At 39.9% G+C, this 21,061-nt stretch carries 18 protein-coding genes; 8 read left to right on the forward strand and 10 right to left on the reverse strand.

What is annotated here, in order from left to right:
• Nucleotides 1-17 precede the first annotated feature (17 nt).
• Genes KK060_RS09860 through KK060_RS09870 form a run of 3 tightly spaced genes read left to right on the forward strand, consistent with a single transcriptional unit; the run spans nt 18 to nt 3,816 of the window.
• Nucleotides 18-2,195 carry a glycosyltransferase gene (locus tag KK060_RS09860; RefSeq protein ID WP_254153554.1) on the forward strand — a complete coding sequence of 726 codons (2,178 nt, stop codon included), beginning with the start codon at nt 18-20 and terminating at the stop codon, nt 2,193-2,195.
• A gap of 11 nt (nt 2,196-2,206) precedes the next feature.
• A complete protein-coding gene (locus KK060_RS09865; RefSeq protein ID WP_254153555.1) occupies nt 2,207-3,004 on the forward strand; it encodes an ABC transporter permease in 798 nt (265 codons plus the stop codon).
• 50 nt (nt 3,005-3,054) lie between these two features.
• Nucleotides 3,055-3,816: an ABC transporter ATP-binding protein gene (locus tag KK060_RS09870; RefSeq protein ID WP_254153556.1), complete on the forward strand. Its 762-nt coding sequence runs from the start codon at nt 3,055-3,057 to the stop codon at nt 3,814-3,816.
• Here KK060_RS09870 and KK060_RS09875 read toward each other — a convergent pair.
• The 4 genes from KK060_RS09875 to KK060_RS09890 form a co-directional block, all read right to left on the reverse strand.
• Entirely contained in the window at nt 3,783-4,937 is a 1,155-nt protein-coding gene (locus KK060_RS09875; protein ID WP_254153557.1) for an O-antigen ligase family protein, read from the reverse strand. The two genes, KK060_RS09870 and KK060_RS09875, sit on opposite strands and share 34 nt — an antisense overlap.
• Before the next feature lie 189 nt (nt 4,938-5,126).
• Nucleotides 5,127-6,725 carry a glycosyltransferase family 2 protein gene (locus tag KK060_RS09880; protein WP_254153558.1) on the reverse strand — a complete coding sequence of 533 codons (1,599 nt, stop codon included), beginning with the start codon at nt 6,723-6,725 and terminating at the stop codon, nt 5,127-5,129.
• A gap of 18 nt (nt 6,726-6,743) precedes the next feature.
• Nucleotides 6,744-8,570: a glycosyltransferase gene (locus KK060_RS09885; protein ID WP_254153559.1), complete on the reverse strand. Its 1,827-nt coding sequence runs from the start codon at nt 8,568-8,570 to the stop codon at nt 6,744-6,746.
• 70 nt (nt 8,571-8,640) lie between these two features.
• The gene (locus KK060_RS09890; protein WP_254153560.1) at nt 8,641-10,191 is read right to left on the reverse strand and encodes a right-handed parallel beta-helix repeat-containing protein; all 1,551 of its coding nucleotides are present in this window, start codon (nt 10,189-10,191) and stop codon (nt 8,641-8,643) included.
• A gap of 183 nt (nt 10,192-10,374) precedes the next feature.
• Between KK060_RS09890 and KK060_RS09895 the strand changes: the two genes are divergently transcribed.
• Complete coding sequence (locus KK060_RS09895; RefSeq protein ID WP_254153561.1) at nt 10,375-11,871, forward strand: family 43 glycosylhydrolase; 1,497 nt, start codon at nt 10,375-10,377, stop codon at nt 11,869-11,871.
• 91 nt (nt 11,872-11,962) lie between these two features.
• Nucleotides 11,963-12,643, forward strand: coding sequence for a YciE/YciF ferroxidase family protein (locus KK060_RS09900; RefSeq protein ID WP_254153562.1), 681 nt, complete (start codon nt 11,963-11,965; stop codon nt 12,641-12,643).
• A gap of 136 nt (nt 12,644-12,779) precedes the next feature.
• Here the strand turns inward: KK060_RS09900 and KK060_RS09905 are convergent, their stop codons facing one another.
• Nucleotides 12,780-13,367, reverse strand: a complete 588-nt coding sequence (locus KK060_RS09905) for a hypothetical protein (RefSeq protein ID WP_254153563.1) — start codon at nt 13,365-13,367, stop codon at nt 12,780-12,782.
• A 500-nt stretch (nt 13,368-13,867) separates the two neighbouring features.
• Entirely contained in the window at nt 13,868-14,191 is a 324-nt protein-coding gene (locus KK060_RS09910; protein WP_254153564.1) for a hypothetical protein, read from the reverse strand.
• Nucleotides 14,192-14,365: 174 nt separating this feature from the next.
• Here KK060_RS09910 and KK060_RS09915 point away from each other — a divergent pair, with 174 nt between their 5' ends.
• Both KK060_RS09915 and KK060_RS09920 read left to right on the forward strand, forming a co-directional pair.
• The gene (locus KK060_RS09915) at nt 14,366-15,064 is read left to right on the forward strand and encodes a response regulator transcription factor (protein ID WP_254153565.1); all 699 of its coding nucleotides are present in this window, start codon (nt 14,366-14,368) and stop codon (nt 15,062-15,064) included.
• 39 nt (nt 15,065-15,103) lie between these two features.
• Nucleotides 15,104-16,447: a sensor histidine kinase gene (locus tag KK060_RS09920; protein ID WP_254153566.1), complete on the forward strand. Its 1,344-nt coding sequence runs from the start codon at nt 15,104-15,106 to the stop codon at nt 16,445-16,447.
• A 42-nt stretch (nt 16,448-16,489) separates the two neighbouring features.
• Here KK060_RS09920 and KK060_RS09925 read toward each other — a convergent pair whose 3' ends face one another.
• The 4 genes from KK060_RS09925 to truA all read right to left on the reverse strand — a co-directional run bounded on the left by KK060_RS09925 (nt 16,490) and on the right by truA (nt 20,403).
• Nucleotides 16,490-17,065, reverse strand: a complete 576-nt coding sequence (locus KK060_RS09925) for a hypothetical protein (RefSeq protein WP_254153567.1) — start codon at nt 17,063-17,065, stop codon at nt 16,490-16,492.
• Between the two features lie 30 nt (nt 17,066-17,095).
• A complete protein-coding gene (locus KK060_RS09930; protein ID WP_254153568.1) occupies nt 17,096-17,773 on the reverse strand; it encodes a hypothetical protein in 678 nt (225 codons plus the stop codon).
• Nucleotides 17,774-17,872: 99 nt separating this feature from the next.
• Complete coding sequence (locus tag KK060_RS09935; protein WP_254153598.1) at nt 17,873-19,588, reverse strand: ABC transporter ATP-binding protein; 1,716 nt, start codon at nt 19,586-19,588, stop codon at nt 17,873-17,875.
• Between the two features lie 68 nt (nt 19,589-19,656).
• Entirely contained in the window at nt 19,657-20,403 is a 747-nt protein-coding gene (truA, locus tag KK060_RS09940; RefSeq protein ID WP_254153569.1) for a tRNA pseudouridine(38-40) synthase TruA, read from the reverse strand.
• 134 nt (nt 20,404-20,537) lie between these two features.
• Between truA and KK060_RS09945 the strand changes: the two genes are divergently transcribed.
• A complete protein-coding gene (locus KK060_RS09945) occupies nt 20,538-21,002 on the forward strand; it encodes a DUF4293 domain-containing protein (protein ID WP_254153570.1) in 465 nt (154 codons plus the stop codon).
• Nucleotides 21,003-21,061 lie beyond the last annotated feature (59 nt).

Here is a 21,061-nt window from a genome sequence, read left to right on the forward strand (position 1 = left end):
GATATCCTGTAATTAAAATGATTGGTAAGGAAGGTAAGTTTTTAAACTATTGGTTATTAACTACAGAGTATCCCCCTTTACACGGAGGAGGAATAAGCACCTACTGTGAGCTCACTGCACGTTTATTAACAAAAAAAGGATGTAAGGTTACTGTGTTCGTAGCCGATCAAGCTGTTACGAATTATACAACAAGCGAAGGATCAGACGTAACTGTTGTGCGGTTTAATCCAGACAGAAACCAGCTTCAGGAATCGTTAGGGTACTCGGCAAGACTAAGTTATGCGTTTGCTGATATCGTTAAGGAATTTGTAGAAGGTGGTGCTACACCCGATTTGATTGAAGCACAAGATTACCTGGGTATTGCCTACTATTTAACTCAATTTAAACATCTTGATTATCCTTTTGTTAAAGATGTTCCCATAGTCATTACACTGCATTCTCCCGCGTTTATTTACCTGGAATATAACCGCGTTTCTACTTACTCATTTCCCGAGTTCTGGACTTGCCAGATGGAGAAAGAAAGTATAAAGGCAGCAGATCTCCTTATTTCTCCGACTAAATTCATCGCAGGAGAAGTAAGAAAATATATTGACCTCAGCGATAAGACGATCGAAATACTTCCAAATCCCTTTGAATTCGAAACTGACGACGAAATCTCTTTCGCTAGAAATAAGATTATTTATTACAGCAAACTTTCTCCTCAGAAGGGCACCTTCGAGTTACTGAAGTACTTTAAAAAATTGTGGGATAACGGCTTTCCGCATGCCCTCAACCTTGTCGGAGGAACTGACATTGTATACCATCCCGAAATGCAAACAATGGGGCAACTTGTTGAAAAATTCTACAGTTCCTACATCAATAAAGGGCTCATTCAATTTCAGGGAAAAATTCTTCCGTCGGAAATAAAGAAATTTTTGAAAGATGCCCATGTTATAGTTTTTCCCAGCATTGTTGATAACCTGCCTTATGCTGTGATGGAGGCAATGAGCATTGGAAAAATTGTTTTGGCCTCAGTCCAAGGGGGCCAGAGGGAAATGATAGAAGATGGAGTAACAGGATTCCTCTTTGATCATAATCGTCCTGACACTTTTGAAGAAAAGTTAAACCATATCTTGGCGTTGCCGGATGACGAGATTAGGTCAGTTTCCAGAAATGCACAGCGGGCCGTCAAGGATTTATACAACTTTAATAAAATTGGAGCCGCGAAAGTTGAACTTATAACACGACTTGTTAGTCGCCACTCACAGGAAAATAGCTTTCCGTTTTTACACCAGGAGGAGATCAACAAACCGGCTGTTGTCAACTGCACCGATAATCTTTTATCTGTTGTAATTCCTTATTATAATATGGGTGCTTACATAACTGAAGCACTCGAGTCAGTTATAAATTCGACATGGAAAGACCTTGAAGTTATTATTATTAATGATGGAAGTACAGATGCAATGAGCGTTCAAAAGCTTGCGCAGTTTGAAAATATAAAAAATGTTAAAGTCATCCACCAGGAAAATAAGGGACTAACAGAAACGAGAAACCGCGGAGCAGCTATTGCAAAAGGAGAATACCTAGCATTTCTTGATGCTGACGATAAGGTAGATCCTGCGTATTATGAAAAAGCAATCCGTGTTCTTAAGGCTAAAGAAAATGTATTCTTTGTAGGAAGCTGGGTTCAATACTATGGAAACACCGCTAAGTTCTGGCCAACATTTACACCTCAACCTCCTTACGCACTCGTTCATAATCCTGTTAACAGTAGCGGCTTGGTTTATAAACGTACTGCTTTTTTAGCAGGAGGTCTAAATGACAATAGAATGGATTTCGGTCTTGAGGACTATGAGAGCGTTATCAATATGATGCGCCATGGTTTTAACGGAGTGGTTCTACCGGAAAGACTTTTCCATTACCGAGTTAGATCAGGCTCGATGTTCCGGCAGGTAACTAAAGGGAAACTTCTGCATGCAAACAGGTACATTACTGACAAGCATTCCGCATACATTGGGAAGTTTTCAACCCCAATCATTCACTTACTCAACGCAAATGGCCCTGGCTATCTTTTTGATAATCCTACGTTAGAAGTAACAGTAACTTCTTCAGTAAATGCCGAGAGCCGGCTTGCACACAAAATGAAAACGTTCATTAAGAAAAATGAACAACTAAAGAAAGTTGCATTAATGATCAAAAGAAATTTAGCATTATAAGTATATAGTATATGGTGACAGGAATAATTAATGACTGGGCGCATCAGACAAATAAGTTAGAGCGGTTATGGTTATTAGCAAAGATCGAATTTAAACTAAGGTATTACGAAAATAGACTTGGGTTGTTATGGGCACTATTAAAGCCAGTAATGGATATGGCTATCTATTATGTGGTTTTTAAAATAGTGCTTAAGGTAGATGTTCCCGCATTTGCATCTTACCTGTTCATCGGCCTTATCTTATGGAATTTCTTTGTAGAATCAACATCAGGAACTATTCAGATTCTGCAGACAAAGAAGTACCTCTACGAATACAGCAATATGAACAAGCTCGAAATTTATATTTCGACGCTATTAGCCAACACCATCGGGTTCGGATTTAACCTGTTGATGTTTTTAATATTCTACAACCTACTCGAGCCGGAGTCAGTCGGTTTACAGTTCACAAACCTTTGGATTCCTGTTGTATTCCTGAATCTGTTCATCCTCTCATTAGGAATTTCCCTCATCCTCTCAAATGTTTTTGTAGTAGCAAGGGATGTTACTCAATTGTGGGGCGTTTTCACGTCTATTCTATTCTTTATGTCGCCAATATTTTACAAGCTGGCAATGTTTAAAGAGGCGCTACCGTCATTTGAATATTTGAATCCGATTGCAGGGTTGATTATTAACGCCAGAAGAGTATTGATGGAGGGAGTAAATCCGGATTTCAACCTGCTTCTTTTCGACTTTTTCTATGGTATTTTCTTTTTAGTAATAGGATTCATACTATTAAATAAACTTGGATCTAAAGCAGCGGAGAAGATCTAGTCAGTGAAGGACGCTTTCAACAGTGAGGAGTGATTAAACTTTAGTAAAAGATGAAAACGGAATACGCAATACAAGCAAAGAACATCAGTAAAACATTTCATATAACAGAAGACGCACACAATACAGTAAAACACCGTCTGTTTAATTTGTTTAAACCATCAAAGGCAAAAAAGGTACTTGCCTTGAAACCGATGGATTTTGAAGTAAAGAAAGGGGAATGTATTGGTCTTATCGGATCCAATGGGTGCGGAAAGTCAACCCTCACAAGAATACTTTCAGGTGTTTATCCTACGGATACAGGTAAGATTAATATCAATGGAACTACCATGCTTATGAACCTGGGCGTGGGTATGAGTCACGAGCTGACAGCAAGAGAAAATATATATGTAGCATCGTCAGTACTTGGGTTAAAAATAAAGCAGGTAGATGAGCTCTTTGATGAGATTGTTGACTTTGCTGAATTACGCGAATTTATCGATACAAAAATAAAGTACTTCTCATCAGGTATGAAAGCCAGGCTTGCATTCTCTATCGCAGTAAATGCCGGAGCTGACATCATGTTTCTGGATGAGATCTTTGCAGTAGGTGATATGAAATTCCAAGAGAAGGCAGTGAGAGTTTTTGAAATGAGCTGGATAAAAGGTAAGACTGTTATCCTGGTTAGTCACTCTATGGATATTATACAAAAGTATTGTAACAGAACCGCATATTTAAAGAATGGCGAGCTGGTATACTACGGAGATACTGAGCACGCACTCAACCTTTATAAGCAGGACAATCAAATTGTTGTTGAAGAATCTTTAGTTCTGTAAAAGCTCATCAGAAAGGAGAGGAAGAAGCCAAATATCACGCAACCCACTCTCCTTTCTAAATAAGTTTCAGTGATCATCGCACAGGCGAAGGCCGCAATAATAAACATCCCAAGGTAGTCCCTCATTTGCCACATCGACGCAAAAGGGAGTATATAAAAGCCCAATACAAATATTAGCAGACCATATATTCCAAAGGTTGCAACCACATCAAAATAGGTACTGTGCATATTAAATTCATTTTGCAGCGCGACAGTGAAATTACGTGCGACATAAACTTTCTTTAAGGCATTTTCCTTATCTCCGAGCGGAATACCAGTTAAGAAGTTCTTTTGTATCAGTTCCCAGCTACAGCTCCAGATAGCCCTGCGAAGGTTTACACCGTTCCATTGGTCTGGCTTAACCTCCATGTTGTAGTGGCTGAGCATGCTTCGTTGCTGTTTTACAAATGAATATTGGGGATACCTGAATTCGTTGAAGCGGTTTGCCGTTTTAGGGAATAAGGTAACAAGAAGAAGTAAGACAACCGTTAAACCTCCAATTATACTAAGGGCATGAAAAATTTTTCTTTGTCTTATTATAAAATAATAAACACTGAATACAACCAATGCCACCACCAGGAAAAGAAGCTGCATACGGCTTGCCAGCATAAATTCTATCACCAGCAAAAATGCTATTATAAAAAAGATAAAAGGTTTATATGAAGCGATAACAGGCTCTTTTAACAGAAGATAAACATAGATCATTATAGCAAGAGATACAGTCAACGCAAAGTAGACTGATTGCATCCGAATCAAGTCACTCAGCCAATCATTATATAGTCTGCTGTTATCAGAAAATACGATTGCATCAAAAGCAGAACTAACAAAGCACATAACAGCAGCAAGCGATGTAATAATGGCATAAAGAAGTAATACCCGATTTTTAAAATGATTTGTCAGTGACAGTGTGCCTACAGCAAGCGGGAATAATAGCAAAGGGCTGCGAAGGGTAATCATAAAAAAAGCCTGTTGTTTATCCTCAGACATAAGCATACTCACTACGTGAAGCAGAAAGAAGGCAACCATCAGTGCAATAGCGGGTCGTCGTTTTAATAGCAAAAGCTTTTCACGCCAACTGTTCATCCAAAAGCTGTAGACGATCAGAGCCAGTATGAAACAAAAATTAAGTGCTGATACATGGGGCAAATAAAACGTAACCAAGAAGCATCCAAATAGTATATAAAATACTTTCTCCTTCAAGTTTATCTGCTGCCCTTCCGTATCGTTAAGAATCAAGAAGTTTAATATATCCGCTTTTAACATTACCCTTGGTTAAAGATTCCAAAACTGTATTTTGTTTTTCATACTACTTACTGCGCTGCGTATTTTTATGCCAACCGGGTTAAGTTCAACGAAATTATAATAGCGGTTGATCCATTTATTGAGCACCCCATTTCTTATTCTGAAATTAGGGACCTCATTTAGCATTCGATAGTAGTCTGTTGAATGAAGCGGGTCTTTATAAAATATGTTGGGGCCGTTGGTGTTTAAAAGTAATAATATGTCCTTTGCGTATTTACTTACCTTATCGAAATGCTTGTTTATGATTTTCTCATAGCTTCGTGTCCACCTGTTCTGATGGCTTCTATAAACAGAATTTCTTCTTATGCGATACCGGAATAAAAACTCCGGAATTACAATACCCCTCACCTCGTTAGCAACCATACTTAACACAGACTCCCAGTCATCGAGCACCATTTGCAGGCTGCTATCTTGCATGCCATAAGTAAGTAATGCCTCTTTCTTTACAACTACAGCTTGTGTATTAAATGAATTGAGAAGGAAAAAGAGAGGCAGCTCCGGATTGTAAGTAATCCATTTATCTAATGTTCCGGTTTCATCAAACAGCTCCGTCCAGCATCCTACAAAACTCACATTATGAAATGCCATTAAGATGTTAATTGCCTTTTCGTAGTAGGTGGCATCAACAATATCATCAGCATCGAGCAATGCCACCACTTCACCTTTAGAAGAAATTATTCCATTGTTTCTTGCTGCAGCAACACCAGCATTCTTTTGATGTATAACCCTTATCTTTTTGCTTTTAGTTTGTATTGACTCAAGCTTGTTTAACGACTCCTGTTCTGTAGAACCATCGTTAACTATTAATATCTCGATATTATCATGGCTTGAATTAAGTACACTATCAACTGTCTCTTCTATATAAGCACCCATGTTGTAATATGGAATTACAACACTTAGCAGAGGTATAGTACCGGGTTTAAGCGGAAATTCTTTGGCATCGTGAAAAGGATAAGAATTCTTTTTGACACCATTGTGTATCCTATTATACTTCTCTTCTATTGCTTCATCATTACTCAATTCATCTGAGAGTACAACGCTATTGTTTGCCGTTACCTTAACCAGTTCTTTATAAACAGAATCATAAGAACAGTATACAGCATCAGAAGCTTGTAAGATGAAGCGCAAGAGGTTTGAATGGAAAAATCCCGGCAAGGTAGTCCTGTTCTCGTCAGTATATACTGCGGGAAGCTTTTCCTGTGTAATGTTAAAAATAACCTTTGTTGTCTTCGGCAGATGGATATCCAATAGCTTCTGCTGAAGACAAAGATAGCTAAGGTCATACTCATCAAAGAACTCTACAACATCTGGTACAAATCCCTGATCGCCAATAGCTGAAATTATGCTATTGTAAAGGTGATGAACCTGGATAACAGCTGCAGCTGACTCTTTTACAAAGAGTCTGTATGAGGCTTCATGCACATTAATAGAAGACGGCTGCCCTTCACGTACTACTTCTGCAATAAATACGTGGTCAGCGTTTGCTTTACAATAAGCAAGACTTTTCTCAAAAGCATTGATTGCCCCAAACTTATTGTTGGTGCTATTGATAACGAAAAGAACCTTCATAATTCAGTTTTGTCTATCCTATGAATAGAGCTTCTTCCAAAAGTCTGAGCTCATCATTTCCGAGCCATTTTTAAACTCTTTTACCAGTGAAGAATATTTCCGTGAAAAAGAAGAATAGCCAGAGAAGAATCTGAAGAGTACTTTGAAGTAACGTGAAACAGAACGCTCTGCCTGATATCCTGTTAATGTATAAGGGTCGTAGTATAAGATACGTTTCTTTCTAAAGGTATTTCCGGGTGTATTTTCATCGAACCGGTTTAATCTGAATGCATATTTATGCAGTAAGAACTCAGGAAGAAGATGCCCGTTGAGCGTAAAAACTCTTAAAAGCTTTCTTGTTAATGGTTCTTTATCCGGATCAAACGAAGTACCTGAAGGATAATTAAAGATATCAGGCATCTTTTGTACTTTTTCATGGCTGATTAAACTTTGCAGTTGCTTACGCTTCTCATCCATATTTACATTGGCAAGCCAGAATTTCTTTCCCTTCAACACGTCGTGCATAGCTTCACACATCAGATGCGCACGATCGTAGTTGTATGTCTTTAAATCGTAAATAACCTGTCTTTTGAAAAAGGCCAGGGCTTCCTTCTTGCTATTCTCAGATGGATGGTTAAGTATAGCCATCTGTAAAGTAGAGCGCATTGTTAGATAACGCTCCATGGCCGTAATCTTGTAGCTGAAGTTCTCACCCCAGCTGCACACACCATTGAGTGTGATTACATGCAGATCGTTTTGAATAGAAAAAGTAATATCATCACCCCTTACGAAAAAAGGGAAAGAGAAATGCTTTATCGCCTTAATTGAAAAAGCAAAAAACCACCACGCGCCATAATCAACCCGCTCTTCGGCTTCATTCAACATTACCTTACTGGCATCTCTCAAGTCGAAGTGCGTCTTTAACGGACGCACAATTCCCCTGGAGTATGAAGCCCCATTTTCAAATTGAATGTATTGAAGGCTCTCTAAAAGAAGAGCACCTGCTATTGATGTACGTGGGTCCTTTGTATATTGAAGAAATGCATACGTGCGGCGTATCGACTCAATTTCACACGATGCATCATCATCCATAAACAGACAATGCGTAAAATCCTGGCTGTCGATCAGATGAAGCAATCCTCTTGTAAACCCGCCTGATCCGCCATAATTTTTATTTGGAATCAAAATCGCTTTACCGCACTGTTCTGGCAGCAATGTGTTGCTATTGTCAACAACTATGAGTTCAATTTTTCCCTGATATTTTGGTGCCTCCAATAACTGATGCAGGCGTTGAATTGCTGGTATTACGTATTGCTCTCTTTTAAAATGGGTTACAACAATTCCCATTTTAACATCTGTATTAGGAATATCAGTAGTAGTAAACGAAAGTTCTCTTACTACGCCCTCCTGCGACAGGCATTCTATAGAAACAAACAAAATCCCATCTTCCAGTTTAGAATAGAATGGCAAGTCGATTGTTTCTGATTCAGACTCCGTTAGCTCTACAACTACTTCACTCATCAACCTGGAAGAGTAACCGATACGGTTTACTCTAAAACGCAATTTAAAAGCCCCTTTACCTGCTATTTGAAATTGCAGTGATTGAATAGTGGTATATCTTCTGAATTTCCCAATAGGAAAGGAATTGAAATAGGTATCAAACGAGAGCACACCACCTTCTTTCAGCCAAAAAATCTTGCTGTTATAATCATACTGTGCTCTATCGTTCTGACGAAAATATAAAGCATCTTCTGTACAGACATCGATGGTCGGGAACACAAAATCCACCAAAGAAAACGATTGCTCTTCAATGAAATCATTTTCTACTGAAGTTCTTGAGATTGCGGGAGTTGCTTGATTTGTCATTGTCATAAAAGTGCAATAGCTCAATAAAAAAACATACCTGCTTTCACAGCAGCTGCTGCTTTAGCATGTCTTACTCTGTTAGCGGACCCCTGCTTGGTTTATCCATATTATTTTCGCGGGCGTAATTGTTCTTGGACGAAATAGATTCAATGCCAAATTCCTTTACGCCAGTAATCTCATTTTTAAATGCAGTATTATGATAGGCTTCTTCCGCCAGGAAGATACCTGCATAATGTGGCCCTTCTATTTGGTTCGAAAAGATGATGTTCTCATAAGCAGGTGCGGCATCGAGAATGTCTGTTTCAAAATCCAGAACGGCAAGTCCAAGCTCGACACCAAAGAAATGAAAACGGTCGTTGGTGCCTGCGTTGTTATTAACAATCTTATTCTTTCCTATTATAGTTCTTATTCCTGTTCTTACCATCTTAACCCCGGAGCCATAGTTACCTTTTATTATATTGTCTATAATTACATTATAAACAGCGTTATCTATTGATACACCAGGCAATTTTGCTTTGGAGCTTCCATCTTCAAGTCGGCCAAACTGCAATACAAAATCCCCCTTCAGGTCATCATCTGTTTGCTTTCTTCTTCCCCCGTTTTCTATAACCTCGTTGTTGAAGAAATGGCAACCTGTTGTACCATTGTCAAGACAGATTCCTTCCTTGTCGTTTCTAACCAATCTGTTCTTTGTTATATATATGGACACTGGGCCATCAAGATAGATACCGGAAGATTTTTGCTCCATTATCTCGTTGTTCATAATGACCAGGTCGTGCGGGTACGTCATCCGGTGGTCTATCTTTTCGAAGGCTACCTTTTCGGTATCATGGAGATCAACAATTTTAATATCGGTGATCACAAGGCCTGCGCTTAAATTACTTGAGTGCCCATTGTTGCGTATTTTATTACCTTCTATCAACCCTTGTGAAACATCGCCCCGTATATAAATACCACCTTTGCCATTTTCTTCTATTGTGTTATTAAGCAAGTAGAGATGCGTTGTTTTACCCATCACAACAACAGGCCTGTCTTTTCCCTTGCTTATATGGAGCTTCTCTAAAAGAATATTATCTCCATTGGTGACATAAACAGCCGTTTCAAAATCGCCCCCCGTATTAATATTTCGTACAGCAGCATGGTTAATGTCATGCAAGAGAAATATACGCGGTGTGCTTGCCCGAACGGTAAAACCTCCTCCGTCGATAATAGTTTGAGGAGGAACAATAACAGCCTCCGTAGCTTCTATATCGCGCGTTAATACTACTGTCTTTTTATTCGCTGTTTTTAAAAACTCATTCAGCTCACGGCTCGTTGCCCCTTCGAAGTTGACCTTGGGATAATCGAAGGTAGCGATATTCTTTTGCGCCTCCTCCTGGATAGACTTCCAACGCGACATGTCCATAAAATGAGCAACATCTAAGTTTAATGCGTTAGCACGCTTTACCACCATAAGTGGATAAATGAATTTTTCTTCCTCCTGTTTATCCATCAGGTTAAAGGAAGGAAGCTTATAATGTTTCATAACATTTTGTAGAAAGGGTTTATCACTTTGGCTGCTTTCATTGTAGCACCCTGTAAGTACCAGCAGTGTAAAAAAGAACTTCGATATAGGTTTCATATTTGTTTAAAATAAGATCATTCTAATACCATACTTAAATGATCGACTACGATTCTTTTCTTATTAAAAAATTATGCTCAAGTTTAGATACAACATTTATAAACCGTGGCAATAAATTCTATTGCAGTTAATGCCGCTGGCATAATTGTTTAAAAAGCAATTCACATCTTGTCTGCTCATTCTATGATAAAATTTGTTTTACAACTCACACTTTTACTCACATCGCTTAATTCTTTTAGTCAGATTCTTGTGCTTCCTGGAGATAACCCTGACCCTTCCGTAGTAAAGATTGGCGATAAATATTATGCATCTGCCACTACATCCAATTGGGCCCCGGCCTTTCCTATTTATGAATCGAAAGATTTAAAGACCTGGCACCCTAAAGGGCACGTATTTGCTCAGCTTCCTAAGTGGTCTGACTATTACTTCTGGGCTCCTGAAATAAGTTATGACAACGGCAAAGTATGGGTTTATTATGCAGCCCATAAGGGAAATGGAAACCTCTGCGTTGGTGTTGCCAGCGCCGATAAGCCCGAAGGCCCTTATACAGATCACGGTACACTTATATGTGAGGAAGCAGGATCTATCGATGCATTTCAGATGCGCGATGAAAACGGAAAGCTCTATCTTATATGGAAAGAAGACGCCAACAGCGTTAACAAACCAACCCCTATATGGGCTATGGAGATGAGCGAAGACCGCTCTAAACTTATAGGAGAGAAAGTTAAACTATTTTATAATGATGTAGCATGGGAAGCCAACGTGGTGGAAGGTGTTTCTATGATCAGACATGGAGGCTACTACTATGCGTTTTATGCAGGAGCCGGATGCTGTGCCCGCGGTTGTAATTACGGCATGGGCGTGGCGCGGGCAAAAAACCTTTTGGGTCCGTGGGAAAAGTATAATAAGAACCCGCTTCTTAAAACAGGTGCACGATGGAAATGTCCTGGCCACGGCACACCCATAGAACATGAGGGTAAGTACTACTTTCTTTACCATGCGTATGAGCCTAAAGCAGATGTATATGCTGGCCGGCAGGGAATTCTATCGGAATTCACATTTACTGAAGATGGATGGATAGAATTTAAAGTAGATGAAGAAACTACGAGTGGCATTATTCCTTCTGAAATTAAAGACGACTTCAACGGCAACAACATTTCACCATACTGGCAATGGTCTGTGTTTAAGAATCCAGAGCATAAGCTAACAAAAGGCAAGCTAACGCTCCAGGGCGATCCGGAGATAAGCGGAGCGTTTCTCGGATTACGAACATACACTGCCAACTACGAAGCAACGGCAACAGTATTGATAAAAGAATCATCGTCAGAAACAGGAATGGGCTTGATTGGTGACAGAAGAAACCTGGCCTCTATTACTATAAAAGAAGGTAAGCTTATCGTTAAAAAGATAGACGCGGGAAAAGAAACAATCATAAACACAATAAAAGCAAAAGGCCTTAAAGACAACATAACCCTGAGGGCAAGTGTAAAGGGTGGCCAATACGTTACTTTTGAGTATAGCCTGGATGGTAAAACATTTACCAAAGCTCACAAAGAACCTGTTGATGGATACTTTATTCCGCCTTGGGATTCTGCAGTAAGGGTTGGCGTAATCGCTAAAGGAAACAAAACAGATTCAGGTGTGTTTGATCAGTTTAAACTTGTAAACCACAAAGAATAAAAATATCTCTCATATTCTTGTGCTATCCGTGTATTATCACTTCTACTGGCATGGCCTTTTTAGCAGATTTTTTTATTAAACAATTTACACTATGGCACAAGCTAAAACAAAGTCAAGAGCAAAGACTGGCGCAGCTAAAAAACAATCAGCGCGCAAGCCAGTTGCAGCAAAGAAGACTGCACCTAAGCCTAAAGCAAAGGCTAAGGCTAAAGAAGATAAGAAGGGTTCTCTTTTAGAGGAATTCTTCATGGATTCACTGAAGGATATCTATTGGGCAGAGAAAGCACTTACCAAGGCTTTACCAAAAATGTCTAAGTCTGCTACCTCGCCACAATTGAAAGAGGCGTTAGACAACCACCTAGAAGAAACACTAGGTCAGATTGAAAGACTTGAAAAAGTTTTCGAAATGATGGGAAAGAAAGCCCAAGGCAAGAAATGCGAAGCCATGCAGGGACTTGTTGAAGAAGGCGAAGAGATAATGGCAGAAACAAAGGATGACTCTTCAACCCGCGATGCAGCTTTAATTATTGCAGCACAGAAAGTTGAGCACTATGAAATTGCAACCTATGGCGGACTGGTACAACTTGCCAAGACCATGAACAATTCTAAAGTTGCCAACGTCCTTGCTTCTATTTTAAGTGAAGAAAAGAAAGCAGATGAACTTCTTACTCGTATTGCCGAACAAGGTGGCGTAAACGAAGAAGCTTCAGAAGAAGAAGGTGAAAAGTCCGGGTCTGTAAAGGATAGTATCCTGTCTGTATTTTCTAAATAATAAAACACAGACCGATAGAAAGGGGCTTTTCCAAAAGAAGCCCTTTTTTATTTTTTATCAATGCATTCAATGGACTAATGTCCATCCGCTATTAACTAATCACCATTGGCTTGAAACCTAAATAGTACCTGTTAAACTACCCTATTATTATCTCCCTTCTCACAGCCTTCCACCCTGGCTCATCTATTTCTACCACGACTTTCATCAGGGTATTAAGCGTAATTCCATCCGTACAACAGAAATTAAATTCGCCATTACCTCTTTTGGTAGCCATTTCGGAAAGCAAGCGGGTTCCATCCATGTTATAAACAGTAACCCTAACGCGATTAACAGCAAAGTCTTTCTTACTCACCTTAACGTTAATGCTATCTTCACCCTTGCCATTACTCTTACGAATACTGACATCATCAATATTACCCTTGCGCAAGTATGAGGTAATTGCTGCCGTATACGCATTGGGGAGCCTCATCTTTTTGGCTTTGTGCTGATAATAAGCCTTCTTTTGCGGATCTTTCATCATAAGCTTTGCATAACAGGTGGCCTCTTTAAACTTAAGCCTGTTCATACGTTGTTGCTCGCTTTGTTTCTTGGGTGCCGAAGGCTTTGCAGAGATAATGGTTTTGTTGCGAACCTGCCTGAACATGATGCCACCTAAGCCACCTTGCAAGCCTTTGATTGTTGGATTTAATCGTGCTATTGCCATAAGATCTTTTTTAGGCAACATACGCAGGTGTTTTGACAGCTTGTGTCAAAACTATCAGACATTAAAAAAATTACTGGATTCTTGTCATTCACTTCAAAGCCTTATCCAAGGCTCCTCTAAAGCTTATCCAAAGCTCCTCTAAGGCTTGCCTAACCCTTTCTCCACACCCTTTGCACTTTGTGTGCTCATCCGCTCCACTCTTGGCAAAATCTAAAAAGTAAAAAAATGATTGGTTTGAAGGATGATCTAAAAGCCATCACGAAATGCTGGCAGACGTATCATAAAAATACAAAATAAGCGGGAGAACAGGAAGAGTGACAGATGATTTTAAGTAGTAGCTTGTAGGGCATTGGCCGGATTGCCATAGCATCTATCTTTTTACGCAAAAGATAGAATCAGGAGCTTTTATAAACATAAAAAAACCCGGTTGGCTTTCGCCTCACCGGGTAATTCTACTAAACTGACCTAACCTAAAATCGTCTCATCTATATTAGCAAACCCACAATTCTATCTCTTAGCAATTAATTCTTTCTTTTATTTCTTTCGTACTGCATTCTTGCAACATCTTTAGAAATTACAGATGCCGGCGTACCTGTCATTACTACTTTAGCAGGCTTCACATCCTTATCCTGTTGGTAGGTACTTGCTACGGGTTTAGACTGAACCCAAACCAAACTACCTGTCTGTACAGTGGCTGGTGTAAACTGATAATCCTTTAACTGGAACTTTTGTATATCTTTAGAAATAGTCCAATATGGATAAGTGCTTTTTCCAGCTTCACTTTCCTGGCCATAAACCAGCACAGTTACCAACACAAAGCTCAAAACTAAGACTACCTTTTTCATTTTCTTATCGTATTGTTTCAAGTTAAAAAACGGCGCAAATTGATCAATCGTTGTTAGAATACTATTATAAACACATTAGATTTTAATTAGTGCCTATTAGAAAAAAATTAAAATTGGCTAATAGGCTAAACCTTAGTTGTTTTCATATCGTAAACCGCTTATTTCGGGCTAATTATGCGAATACTTATAGTTGAAGATGAGGCTAAAGTGGCCGAAGTTCTTAAGCGAGGACTTAAAGAAGAAGGTTACGAAGTAGAGAATGCTTATGACGGCCAGCAAGGATTAAAACTGGCAACCTCCAACGAATTTGACCTGGTACTGCTGGATATAAATCTGCCTATGCTTAACGGCTTGGAGCTCTGTAAGCAGCTTCGTGAAAAAGATGAAGTTACCCCGGTTTTGATGTTGACTGCCCTTGGCATGAGCGACGACATAGTGGCCGGTCTTGATGCTGGCGCAGATGACTATCTTCCAAAACCTTTCAGGTTTAATGAACTCTATGCACGCATTAAAGCGCTGACCAGAAGAAAAAAAATACTGGAGTCGAAGAAAGCCGAGGCAAGTGCTGTTGACATCTTTGAGCTTGCAGACCTGCATATTGATTTTGATGCACGTGAAGTGAAGCGTGATGGAAAGATCATACAGCTAACCGCGCGTGAATACGCGCTACTGGAATACCTAGCAAGGAACATGGGAAAGGTAAGATCAAGGCTTGAAATAGCAAACGCCGTATGGGGACTTGATTTTGAAACCGGTACTAACTTTATTGATGTATACATCAACTATTTAAGAAATAAGATCGACAAGCCATTCAGCAAAAAATTAATACATACAATTACCGGCTTCGGCTATGTTTTAAAAAGTTCTGATTGATAAAAGGCATTCTTAATCGTTTAATTTTAGGTTTTGATTATGAAGATCAGACAAAGGCTGGCTTTGCGCTTTACCATTGTAAGTGCCCTTATTACAGGTGCTATTCTGATCTTCATTTATATACTTACCCGTGGTTTTGTTCATGCTGATTTTGTTGAGCGCTTAACACAACACTCAAGCCTGGAAGCTTTACATTACGCCTCGCCTCAGACACGTGAGGTTATACCCGCAGAGTCGTTTATGCTTGTTAATCCCGTAACCTCTATTTATGATGAGCATGGCAATTTATTATACCACCAGGGAGACTACAGCATACTCAAATCGTGGGTCATCTTTCTGCAACAAAACGACGTGTTTAATGCTGAACGCGGTGTTTACACTACGGTAGGAAGAAAATACAGAATTAATGGTGTTCAGTATCTGGTATTCGTTTCCGATAAAGATTTGCCCGGGCAGCATGAATTAGATCTGCTTATCAACGCCATGCTGGTGGGGTGGTTCGTCAGCCTCTTCTTCTCTTACTTTGCCGGGTTATACTTTTCGGGCAATGCACTTAGGCCAGTAAAACGGGTTGTGCAAGAGGTAAATCAGATCACGAAAGACAACCTGAGCTATAGGCTTAAACTAGGTAAAGATGCAACCGAGGTAGATGAAATTGATGAGCTGATACTCACCTTTAACGCCCTGCTTACGCGGATAGAAAGTGCCTTCATCACACAAAAGCGATTCGTGCAACATGCATCACATGAATTGAAAACTCCGCTTACCGCTATCATGGCAGAATCAGAGCTTGCGCTTACACGAGAAAGAAGCAGGGAAGAATACAAGAGAACGCTAGAAGTAATCACGCACGAAACTGAAAGACTTGTAACCATAACGCAAGGTCTGTTAACCCTTGCCCGGCTGGAAGAAGGCTCAGTAAAAATTCAGATGCATCAGCTTAACATTAAAGGTGTAATGAAAGAAACACTTGCTACATTTTCCTTGCATCACCCCCAACGGTCAGTGGAAATAACAGACAGTATTCCTGATGCTTTTGTAACCGGAGATTTGCAGCTACTTCAGATAGCAATACTAAACATACTAGACAATGCCGTTAAGTATTCAAAGGATAAAATAACAGTAAGTGTATTAAAGACTAGTGATTTGATCTCGTTAAGCTTTATCGATTATGGTGTTGGAATACCGGAAGCAGACCTGTCAAGAATCAGATCGCCACTTTTTCGCGCATCCAATGTAAGAGATGTACCTGGTGCTGGGCTAGGCCTGTCACTTGTTGAAAGGATAGTGAAAGTTCATAACGGAGAACTAAGGCTAACAAGTGAAGTAAATAAAGGAACAACGTGTGAAATAGTGCTTCCGCTGACAAGCGATTCACAATAATGAATTTTAAGCTTGCCAGCGGAAGGCAATTGGTAAGTGGTTTTAGAAATTGTAGCGTACGCCAACTCCACCAAAGGGCCTCAACGTAACGCGATCTACTATTTCGAGCAGAAGGCTTATTTCACCGAAAACAGAAATAGGTACATCCTGAAAAGTATATTCCATTCCAATAATTCCCTCCGGTCCAAAGTCTATATCAGTCCGTGTGTCTGTGTCTTCAAAAGGCGGGACATCGTCGAAAAATCTATATCTTACCTTAGCTACTTTTAACATACCCCCTACACCCCAGTACCAATCCCATTTACCTTCAAGGCCTTGTACATCTATACCATAATGTAACAGGTAACGAGCTTGGAGATACACGGTGCTTTCTACCCTGTGCGATCTGTACCGGTAATCATCATACTTGCTTCTCGAGTCAAAAGAATTTCGGTAATAGCTGCGATGTGATCCAAAGCCAGTAGAGCCTAGGCCAAACTCTATTGCCCTTGTGTCTCCGAAGTATTTCTTGTAAGTAACACCCAATGGATCTCCCAAACGTAATCCTATGCCCTGATCCTGGGCAACACCAATAATTACTGTTGAGAAAAATAAAAAGAGCGTAAGTACTTTCTTCATAATAGATTAATAGATATAGAAAAATTAGATTTAAAAAATGTAACGAAGTCCAACACCGCCTTCAAAACGCTGCCAGCCTGGGTCAGCTTGTATATCGGTAAAATATTCTAACTCCATAAAAGCAGAGACGGGAATTCTAAAGGATCCATACTCTATTCCAAGTACGAGCTGAGGGCCCATTGTGATGCGTGTTCTTTCAAATCTTCCAAACTCATTCTCAGCTCCGGATTCCGCCGGATAATAAAAAAAATCATACCGGAGCCTGGTACGCTTCCATTCCCAACCTGCGCCAACATATAATTGTAGCCCTGGCGAGATTTTAGTAATGTCTATATGATAAAGTATTTTGCCCTCAACAATTATATCAGTAAGTGCCTTATGTGTTATGTACGAAAGAGAAGCACCTTGAGATAAGGTATCCGTGACAATGTATTCAGAAAATTTGTCTTTGAAATGACGACCATATAAACCGCTTGATGCCCTGCCTACATCAGCGGCAAACGAGAAGCGAGATGAAGCATAGTACTTATAAGTAATAGCGAAAGGATCACCAAACTTTAAGCCCAGGCCATGATATGGATGTTTACTATCCAACAAACCATCAGCATTTTTCTGCTTACTGCCTGCAACCTTCGAGGGCTTGTGTTTTGATTGGGAATAATTACTTATTCCACCATTTTTAGACCGCTGGCCAAAAGAATGCTTCACATAAAATGAAGTTAACAATAAGATCAGCAGAATTCGCACCTTTAGCATTTGAGCAAATATCTCTTTTATACTATAGCCTCTGTAATGCCAACCGACTTATTAACTCACAAACTCTTTGTATTGCATCTTATGGAGTTGAGCATAGTAGCCATCCTTAAGCAGTAGCTCTTCATGCTTTCCGACTTCTTTAATCTCACCGTGGTCTAGTACAATAATTTTATCAGCTTTTTGAATGGTTGAAAGTCGGTGAGCAATAACAATGGCAGTTCTTCCGCTCATCATTTTAGAGATAGCTTGTTGAATCATTCCTTCTGTTTCAGAGTCAACAGATGAAGTGGCTTCATCAAGAACTAAGATTTTGGGTTCGTATACCATGGCCCTTATAAAAGAGATAAGCTGCCGTTGCCCAACCGAAAGTGTTGACCCGCGCTCCATTACATTATAGGATAATTTGCCAGGAAGGCGATCGATAAATTTTCTTGCCCCTACCAGGTCCGCTGCATGCCATACCATTTCTTCGGTGACATCTTTATTTCCTAAGGTTATATTATTAAGAATGGTATCGCTAAATAAAAATACATCCTGTAGCACAACCCCAATGTTCCTTCGTAAGAAGCCAAGGTCGTACTCTTTAATATCTACACCATCAATACGAATGGCTCCTTTATTTATTTCGTAGAAGCGGTTGAGAAGATTAATAATAGAAGATTTACCTGCACCCGTTGCACCAACAAGCGCAATAGTCTCACCTTGTTTAATAGTGAGGGCAATGTCTTTCAATACATACTGCTCGTCATTGTAAGCAAACCAAACATGTTCAAACTCTACCTCTCCCCTGATACCTGCTGGCCTCAGTTTGCCATCTTGCTGAACATATTCCTGGTCGTCCAATAAATTAAGAATACGGGAAGAACTTACGATACCCATCTGCAATGTATTATACCGATCGGCAATCATGCGTATGGGCCGAAAGAACATGTTGATGTACATGATAAAGGCAATCAGCTTTCCAACGGTAATACCTGTCTCTTCAAAGTTGATAACGCCTTTTGCTCCGTACCATACAAGCAAACCAATTCCGGCTGCAGAAATTATTTCAGCTACCGGAAAATAAATAGAGTAATAAAGTACTGAGCGAAGGTTTGCCTGCCTGTGTTCTTCATTAATCTCTTTAAACTTTTCGAACTCCTTCTTTTCGCTGGCAAATATCTGCACGATGTTCATCCCTGTAATATGCTCCTGAACAAAGGTGTTTAGATTAGCCACTGCATTTCTTACATCATTGAATGCTACCTTGATCTTTTCTTTGAAAACATAGGTACTGATCAACATCAGCGGAATGGTTGACAAACTCAGCAGCGATAAACGCCAATCGGTATAGAACATTATTCCGAGGATGAAGATCAGCTGAAGCAGATCACTTACCATGGCAGCAAGCCCCTCGCTAAATACATCCGCAAGTGTTTCTACATCAGAAATTGTTCTTGTTACAAGCCGGCCTATAGGTGTTTTATCAAAAAAACGAAGACGAAGGGTTATTAAGTGTTCATACAACCTTGCCCGGATGTCGCGTATAATCTGTTGACCCATCCAACCAGAGAGGTATGTGTGAGCATATTGGCCAACGGATTGCACCACCAGTAATACCAGCAGCACGACCATCATCTGTACCATGCCCATGTAATCGCCTTCCGCTACATCTGTGTCTAAAGTCCATTGGGTAAGCAAAGGCCGCAAGGGAGATAGAACCCCTATTGCTACAGTAAGAAATACAAGAACATAAAATCTTCCCTGATAAGGTTTAACAAATTGCATCAGTCTTCTTAGAACTGACCAATCGATTATATTACCACTACTTACTTTTTCTTTCTCCACGTAAAAAATTATTTAACAAAGACAGTTGAAGGATATTGTACGCGCACTAAAAACAAACCGTAAGGAGGAACGTTAGCTCCGGCTTTCCTTCTGTCTCTACTGCTGATAATTGCTTTAAAGTCGGCCACCGTTATTTTACCTGTTCCTACATCTAATAGAGTACCTACAATTGCACGAACCATACCCCTCAAAAACCGGTTGGCAGAGATATTAAACACAAATAAATCTCCTTTTTCTTCCCAAAAGGCTTCTTTAATTGTACAAATAAAGTTATTTACATCGGTTTTAACTTTGCTAAAGCACTCAAAATCGTGTTCTCCCACTAATAACGCAGCAGCTTCGTTCATGGTTCTAATGTCTAAAGGCCTGAAAAAGTACAACGCATAGCCTTCCAGAAATGGGTTCTTTTTTCTTGTGATCTGGTATCTGTAAGCTCTTTCAAAAGCATCGTACCTGGCATGCGCTTCTTCACGCACAGGTTGAATGGATTGGATTGAGATGGCTTGCGGCAGAAAAGAATTCAGCTTCTGCGATAAAAGTTTCGTATCAAAACTGCTCGTAATATCAACATGAAAGAACTGTTGCTCGCAATGAACGCCAGCATCCGTTCTGCCACTTCCGGTAATTTTAATTTTCTCCTGCAGCAACAAGCTCATCGCTTCTTCTACCACAGTCTGGATGCCTGTTGAATTCTGCTGCGATTGCCAGCCACTGTAGTTCTTCCCGTTATAAGCTATCTCAAAAAAGTATCGCATGGCTATTAAAAGCAGTAAACAATTGAGGTATGATTATTTAGCAGCTGTTCCAAAGCTTTTACTGCTTTCGCAATTACCCAAATCCATTACTTTTGTCCTGCTAAACAAAAGCGGCAAGTTAAACCAACACAAACATGTGGCAAAGAATTCAAACCGTATTTCTGGCTATCGCAATCATTAGCCTTATTGTTTCTATCTTTTTACCTATCTGGGTCTACCAGGATCCGCTGGGACAATCGCATCAGCTGTATCCATTACATTATACGGTAAAAGAAAATGCAGGTAGTAATACGCAATACTTCCCTTATGCACTTACTGCTATTCTTGCAATTGCAGCCATTACCATTGCAATTGTTGAGATCAGCAAATACAAAAACAGGGTGTTGCAAATGAAGCTTGGCGCTTTAAACTCCCTTTTTATGGCAGGAACAATTGCTTCGGCAGTCATCCAATCGAACCAATTGGTAAAAACATTTCAAGGGGGACAGTATGGGCTGGGATTATGGCTTCCCGGTGTAGCTGTTCTTTGCAATCTTTTGGCTAACCGTTTCATTCGTAAAGACGAAAGGTTAGTAAGAGACTCGGACAGGCTAAGGTAAACTGTCAACCTGTCACTTAAATTATTCTGGAATATTATTTGTCCCGAGCGCAAGTCGGG

It is taken from the genome of Chryseosolibacter indicum (assembly GCF_018598585.1).
Classification (GTDB): domain Bacteria; phylum Bacteroidota; class Bacteroidia; order Cytophagales; family Cyclobacteriaceae; genus Chryseosolibacter; species Chryseosolibacter indicus.

Coding starts and splice junctions, on each gene's coding strand:
- KK060_RS09895 (WP_254153561.1), top strand. CDS start 10,375: ATGATAAAATTTGTTTTACAACTCACACTTTTACTCACATCGCTTAAT.
- KK060_RS09860 (WP_254153554.1), top strand. CDS start 18: ATGATTGGTAAGGAAGGTAAGTTTTTAAACTATTGGTTATTAACTACA.
- KK060_RS09880 (WP_254153558.1), bottom strand. CDS start 6,725: ATGAAGGTTCTTTTCGTTATCAATAGCACCAACAATAAGTTTGGGGCA.
- KK060_RS09885 (WP_254153559.1), bottom strand. CDS start 8,570: ATGACAAATCAAGCAACTCCCGCAATCTCAAGAACTTCAGTAGAAAAT.
- KK060_RS09870 (WP_254153556.1), top strand. CDS start 3,055: ATGAAAACGGAATACGCAATACAAGCAAAGAACATCAGTAAAACATTT.
- KK060_RS09900 (WP_254153562.1), top strand. CDS start 11,963: ATGGCACAAGCTAAAACAAAGTCAAGAGCAAAGACTGGCGCAGCTAAA.
- KK060_RS09915 (WP_254153565.1), top strand. CDS start 14,366: ATGCGAATACTTATAGTTGAAGATGAGGCTAAAGTGGCCGAAGTTCTT.
- truA (WP_254153569.1), bottom strand. CDS start 20,403: ATGCGATACTTTTTTGAGATAGCTTATAACGGGAAGAACTACAGTGGC.
- KK060_RS09875 (WP_254153557.1), bottom strand. CDS start 4,937: ATGAACAGTTGGCGTGAAAAGCTTTTGCTATTAAAACGACGACCCGCT.
- KK060_RS09945 (WP_254153570.1), top strand. CDS start 20,538: ATGTGGCAAAGAATTCAAACCGTATTTCTGGCTATCGCAATCATTAGC.
- KK060_RS09910 (WP_254153564.1), bottom strand. CDS start 14,191: ATGAAAAAGGTAGTCTTAGTTTTGAGCTTTGTGTTGGTAACTGTGCTG.
- KK060_RS09905 (WP_254153563.1), bottom strand. CDS start 13,367: ATGTTGCCTAAAAAAGATCTTATGGCAATAGCACGATTAAATCCAACA.
- KK060_RS09925 (WP_254153567.1), bottom strand. CDS start 17,065: ATGAAGAAAGTACTTACGCTCTTTTTATTTTTCTCAACAGTAATTATT.
- KK060_RS09935 (WP_254153598.1), bottom strand. CDS start 19,588: ATGCAATTTGTTAAACCTTATCAGGGAAGATTTTATGTTCTTGTATTT.
- KK060_RS09890 (WP_254153560.1), bottom strand. CDS start 10,191: ATGAAACCTATATCGAAGTTCTTTTTTACACTGCTGGTACTTACAGGG.
- KK060_RS09865 (WP_254153555.1), top strand. CDS start 2,207: ATGGTGACAGGAATAATTAATGACTGGGCGCATCAGACAAATAAGTTA.
- KK060_RS09920 (WP_254153566.1), top strand. CDS start 15,104: ATGAAGATCAGACAAAGGCTGGCTTTGCGCTTTACCATTGTAAGTGCC.